The organism is Caldisphaera sp., assembly GCF_046536515.1.
Classification (GTDB): Archaea; Thermoproteota; Thermoprotei_A; order Sulfolobales; family Acidilobaceae; genus Caldisphaera.
Genome location: NZ_JAWDMQ010000070.1, coordinates 1 through 5,718, shown reverse-complemented (window position 1 = coordinate 5,718; position 5,718 = coordinate 1). Strand labels below are relative to the sequence as shown.

The 5,718-nt window shown below is 29.6% G+C and carries 6 protein-coding genes and 1 pseudogene; 5 read left to right on the top strand and 2 right to left on the bottom strand.

Annotated elements, in window-relative coordinates:
• From RXO53_RS07560 to RXO53_RS07550, 3 genes are all read left to right on the top strand, one after another.
• Positions 1-201: zinc ribbon domain-containing protein (locus tag RXO53_RS07560; RefSeq protein ID WP_410713618.1), on the top strand; the 201-nt coding region annotated here is incomplete at its 5' end.
• A 370-nt stretch (positions 202-571) separates the two neighbouring features.
• On the top strand, positions 572-1,792 hold the full coding sequence (locus RXO53_RS07555) for a hypothetical protein (protein ID WP_410713617.1): 1,221 nt from the start codon (positions 572-574) through the stop codon (positions 1,790-1,792).
• Between the two features lie 161 nt (positions 1,793-1,953).
• Positions 1,954-3,243 (top strand): SLC13 family permease, encoded by a 1,290-nt coding sequence (locus RXO53_RS07550; protein WP_410713616.1) that lies wholly within the window; start codon positions 1,954-1,956, stop codon positions 3,241-3,243.
• 607 nt (positions 3,244-3,850) lie between these two features.
• On the opposite strand, the gene RXO53_RS07545 is transcribed toward RXO53_RS07550, so the two are convergent.
• Together RXO53_RS07545 and RXO53_RS07540 are read right to left on the bottom strand one after the other, a co-directional pair.
• Complete coding sequence (locus tag RXO53_RS07545; RefSeq protein WP_410713615.1) at positions 3,851-4,909, bottom strand: glycosyltransferase; 1,059 nt, start codon at positions 4,907-4,909, stop codon at positions 3,851-3,853.
• Positions 4,910-4,994: 85 nt separating this feature from the next.
• Positions 4,995-5,237 (bottom strand): hypothetical protein, encoded by a 243-nt coding sequence (locus tag RXO53_RS07540; RefSeq protein WP_410713614.1) that lies wholly within the window; start codon positions 5,235-5,237, stop codon positions 4,995-4,997.
• Positions 5,238-5,391: 154 nt separating this feature from the next.
• Between RXO53_RS07540 and RXO53_RS07535 the strand changes: the two genes are divergently transcribed.
• A complete protein-coding gene (locus RXO53_RS07535) occupies positions 5,392-5,514 on the top strand; it encodes a hypothetical protein (RefSeq protein WP_410713613.1) in 123 nt (40 codons plus the stop codon).
• A gap of 2 nt (positions 5,515-5,516) precedes the next feature.
• Positions 5,517-5,718 (top strand): annotated as a pseudogene (locus tag RXO53_RS07530) (RNA-guided endonuclease TnpB family protein); the annotation flags it as partial.

Here is a 5,718-nt window from a genome sequence, read left to right as displayed (position 1 = left end):
ACATCATCAATATGCCCAATATGTGGCTCAAAGCTTATAGAGGTTGGTTATAGGAGATTTAAATGTACTAAGTGTGGCTTTGAAGCTGATAGAGATACTATAGCAGTAATAAACATTGAGAAGAAAGCATACAAAAAGATGGGGGGATCTCTGACCATCCCGATTGTCCCTCAGATGACAGATGTAATCCCGAACAGATGAGGGGAACCCTCACCCTTCAGGGCAGAGAGGAGATCAGAACTATAGCATTAAGTTTCTCGACTATCATAATAATTTATTTCTCAAATCTTTTAGGCAAATATCAATAACTCTCGAAACTATAAAATGAAATCGAAGAAAAGAAGTATTTAAATAATTATTATCTAGTATTTAAAAGGGGGAGGGATTTCATTAATTGTAAAAATATGAGGTAGTAAAAAATGTTAAAACAGATTTTCCAAAAAATTAAAATATTAAATTTAGGATTTAAGTTAGAAGGTGAAGTTTTTAAATTAATCCAAAGAATATGGGGTGCTTATGAAACTTTGTTTTGTCTTAAAAATGAGCTTTCTTTTAGGGTGTGAAATAAGCTATGTATAATAGCGAAAGGAAAAATGATAATATAATTAATAAATCCATTGATTTAATTAAGGCCTATCCACTTTGCGATAGATGTTTGGGGAGGATGTTTGCTAGGCTAGGGCTTGGATGGTCAAACTCTGAAAGAGGGAAAGCAATAAAGTTTCTAGTAATAATGTATTTGCATGAAATGCTAAGAAGAGGAGTTATTAATAAAGATTATATAAAAGATGTTATGATTAACATAGGCCCGATATCGTATCAGCTATATAAGAACCTGTATAATGAAGAGCCTAACTACAAAAGATGTTATTTATGTAATAGTATTATTGAAGACTTCATAGATAAAGCTTCATTGCAGGTATCTTATAGAATAGATAAATATAATGTAAAAAAATTTTTAATTGGAATAAGGATTAACGATGATACCATTATAAAAGAAGAGTCCATAAAGTCACAATATAAATTATCTTATGGAGAATCCATAAAAAATGAATTAAAAAGAGAGATCGGGAAAAAAGTTCAGCAAATTAAGCCTAATAGCAAAGTTGACTTTGATTCGCCAGAAGTAGTTTATGAGATATCATTTCCAGATCTCAATATAAGGGATCAAAAAACTTCTCTGATTTTGTTTGGTAAATATAAAAAAACTATAAGAGGGATAAGTATAATAGGTCCTACAAATTATAATAGTATATTAAATGACTTAGCAAAAATTTTTGATTCTAATGAAATAATATTACACTTAATAAATAGAGACGAACCCGATTTTAGAACGTTAGGCAAGGGAGCTTCTATTATAGCTGAAATAAAGAAAGGCAAATTAATAGAGTTGGATAACAAATTGATAGAAGGTCATAATTCATTGATAAGCATAGAAAATTTAGAGTTAAAAAGAGGTCAGCTTAGTAATTTGCTAACAAATAAAAAACAAAATAGAATTTACAGGGTATTAATCTTATGCGAAAACGATATAAATGATGAATTAATAAATCTTGTCAACAAAAGAAATCTTATGATAGAGCAAATAATAAATAGGAAAAAAATTAATGGACTTATGAGAGAAATAGCCTGCTATAAAGTTTTTAATAATATTATGGAGTGTTTGATATCTATTGACGACCCTTTATATATTAAAGAAATAGTAAATGGCAATAAAACTACTCCTAGTATATCTTCAATAATTGGAAGTAATTGCAATATAATTGAAGGGGATTTACTTAGTTTTGAATAATGTGTTATTAATTAGAATAACATGTTTAGCCCAAAATAACCTTTATTGGTGTATAATAAAATTATTTAACTTTATTTGATTATAATAATAGTTAAGTAAATTTTCTTTAATATTCAAAAACTTTTTATTGCAATATGCAATAAAAATTAAGGGAAAATAATATGGAAAATATCAGCGAATACATCGGATTGTTATTGCTTTTAATAATAATAGGAGGGTTCATATTTAGGGCAAAATATCCAAAGATTCCATCTTGGTCTATCATGTCTTTTGCTGCTTCTTTATCTATATTATCAGGGCTTATCCCAATAAACAGCATCAGCGATGTTATAGATTGGAATGTGATATTGTTTTTAATTGGAATGTTTAGCATTGTAAGTATTGCAGAAAACTCAGGTCTATTAGATTATATGGCTGCAATGCTGGTCATGCGTACTAGAAGTAGGCTTTCAATACTTTATTTGTTGTCTTTATTTTTCGGAATATTAGCAAGCATAATGGTAAACGACGCTGTAGCAGTTGTTGGAACTTCTTTATCAGTTATTATAGCAAAGTCATTGGATTTGTCTTTCGAACCTGTAGCAATTTTGTTAGCATTTTCAATTACTATAGGTTCTACAATGACTCCTTTAGGCAATCCGCAAAACATGCTAATAGCTACTCAAACAAATATAAGTGCGCCTTTAATAATGTTTTTGAAATACCTTGCTATACCAACAATAATTAACCTTGTTATAACTACATACTTCATAATAAAATATTATAAAATAAAAAATTTAAAAAGATCATTTTTCATTGGTGTTCCTCAAGAATTTATAAAAAATAAGAAAGATGCATATATATCATTAGGAGCTGTTATTTTAGTTATAGTGTTTCTTTTAATAAATGATTTTCTTGAATTATATAAGCTTCCTCACGTAACATCAATAGGCATAATACCGTTTACAATTTCAGCATTTATTTATATATTTATATCAGAACCCAGGCAAATTCTTTCCAAAGTAAACTGGGGGACTATAGTATTTTTTATAACCATGTTTATTGCAACTCAAGGCATATGGAACTCGGGCATATTGTATGGATTGTTACATATTTTATTGCCCCATATAATGAAGGGAGCTGATAATATAATAAGAATATCCGCTTCGTCATTAATAATTAGTCAACTAATAAGTAATGTACCATTTACAAATCTGTTTATAATTTACATGCATAATTTAGGGTATACCCAAACAAACAATATTAGCTGGATTACTTTAGCCATGGCAACAACGATAGCAGGTAATTTAACTATATTTGGAGCTGCATCAAATATAATAATTTTAGATATGTTGGAAAGTAAGTATGGAGTAACAATAACATATAAAAACTTTATGAAAATAGGAATTCCTGTCACGTTAATCAATTTTGGAATTTACATTGCATATATATTGATTATGTTTTATCTTTAATAAAAAAGAAGTAGCAAACCTAGCCATTCAAGCAGAGCAAAGATTTAATTTAATACCTCTGACCTCCTCCCCGCCCTGAAGGGCGAGTTTCCTGAGGTCTAGAGGGTTACACCCCTTTTATGGGTGCTACTCTATTATCCCCCAAACCTATATTGTGGGAGAAATCGGCTCCCGCTCCTCATGCTTTAAAGGTTGATCTGCCTGGAGTTTATTTTATTACACTTGTTAGTTGGGGTATAGGCGTACCTCATGTTTCAGTGACGCATACCCCTTTAGCAGCTGTCTTAATTTTTAATAAATTTTTAATCTTAAAAAAATACCCCGCCCCTAGAAGGGGCTTGTCGTTCGCTTTATCAAAAATTATTTGATATTAGATATCTTAATTTGATCACCTCTTAAAGTACAAAAAGTAAAAGCAATTCTTACTTTTACAAGGGTAATAAACAAGTAGCACTCATAAAGGTATGTAACCCTCTAGACCTTGGAGAACTTTTTAGAGTAGGCACTAGTTAAGAATAATAGAATTTATATAATTATAACTTTTTGGAAAGCAATTAATTATTTTAAATTTTTAAAAATTATTTGTTATTTAAACTGCTATAAATTTTTATATATTCCAAACTTTAGTATAAGACAGCAAGAAGTTTACTATGAAGCCAAATATAATTCCTATAAATTGTCCTATTAATGGGTAAAATTTTAGTAATTTTGTAACAACTTCCATAACGAAAAATATAGTTACACCACTTGGGCCTACCATCAAGTTATATCTAAGAATTCTAGATATAATCCTTCTACCCTTTTTATCACTAAAAGTCCACAAATCATTAAGAATAAAATTGAATAATATGCTCGTCTCTATGGCAATAGCGCTGGCGTAGTCATAAAATAGTCCTTTTTTAATGAGTATATACATTATTCCCAAATTAACTAATGTGCCCAGTGCTCCTACTATAGCAAACTTTATTACTCTTGAATTTTTTATTGCATGAAATAAGAATTCTATAATCTCTCTAGTTCCAAGCTTACTTTTGCCTTTAGTTCTATTCTTAAATGTATATGGAACATCTATGCTTTTAGCTTTAGGATTTCTATAGAGTATCTCAAATAAAATTTTATATCCGATAGTATTTATATTCTTTAGGTTAATTGAGTTCCTTTTAAAAGCGAAGAATCCAGACATAGGATCAGATGTTTTATTAACTTCTGGAACCAATATTTTCGCTATTAAGGTTGCTCCTTTACTAATAATTTTTCTGGGCAAACTGAAACCTTCTATTTTACCACCTTTTACATATCTCGATGCAATAGAAATATCGTGATCTTTTAGACTTTCAATAAGTTTTGGCAATAACTCCGGTGGGTGTTGGAAATCTGCATCCATGACAACAATGATATCTCCATCGGTATTATTTATTCCCTCATGCACAGCTGAAGATAATCCTCCTTTTCTTTCTCTTTTTATTAGTTTGACGTGATTATTTGTTTTGCTTATTTTTTCTACGATTTCATAAGTCTTATCTGGGCTGTTATCATCGACAACAACTATTTCATAGCTATTGATTTTATTTTCCTTTAATACTTTTTCTATAGCATTTATAAGATCTTTAATGTTTTCTGCTTCATTATATGTAGGTATTATTATTGATACCTTATTATAACTCATTTTTTTGGCCTCAAATCATAGCATTTAAAAAATAATATTTTATGCTTTATTGAAGAACTTGAATTAAATTAATTATAAAATTTTCTTATGCCCATGGAGATGGGCATTTAGTAATTCCTATAAAATCCTCTAAGGCTTTAGGTTTTATGCATATAACACCTGAATTATCATCTACTTCAACTATGAAATCTTTTCCAAATTTTTCTATGACATGTTTTTTAACGTATATATTTAATGGAAGAGTATAATAATCATACTCGTATGATTTGCCATTTACATCTTTTTTGCCTTTTAATTCCTTTGCTTTAACGCGTCTGTCTCTAACCATTTTATCACCCAATTCTCTTTATAGATTGATGCTGAGTTTAAATTTATAAACTTTATCCTTGTTTTTAACTTTACAACTGAAAGCCTCGCCTTTTAAGGCAGGGATGAGAAAAGCTTATAAGGGCTATTTCCTTATTAGTTAGTAGAAATAGGTAGTGATAAAACTTAAATGCCCTAGGTGTGGGTATGTATGGGACTACAAGGGCAAAAAGATATATTATGCAACATGCCCAAATTGTATGAGAAAAGTCAATATAGATAAATACAAGGTTGAGTAACTATGTCTATGGGCAATGAGGGTTTACTAACCTTAACAGTTAATGTAAAGGTTAGCCCTGAGCCCAATTCACATAAAAAATTGATAGATTTAATGAAAAGGTATAGGGAAGCCCTCAACTATTCTATAAAAGTTATAATAGAGAATAAAGCAATAAGCCTTGGAAAAGCCCATAGACTTTTATACAAAGTTCTTAAGGAGAGCT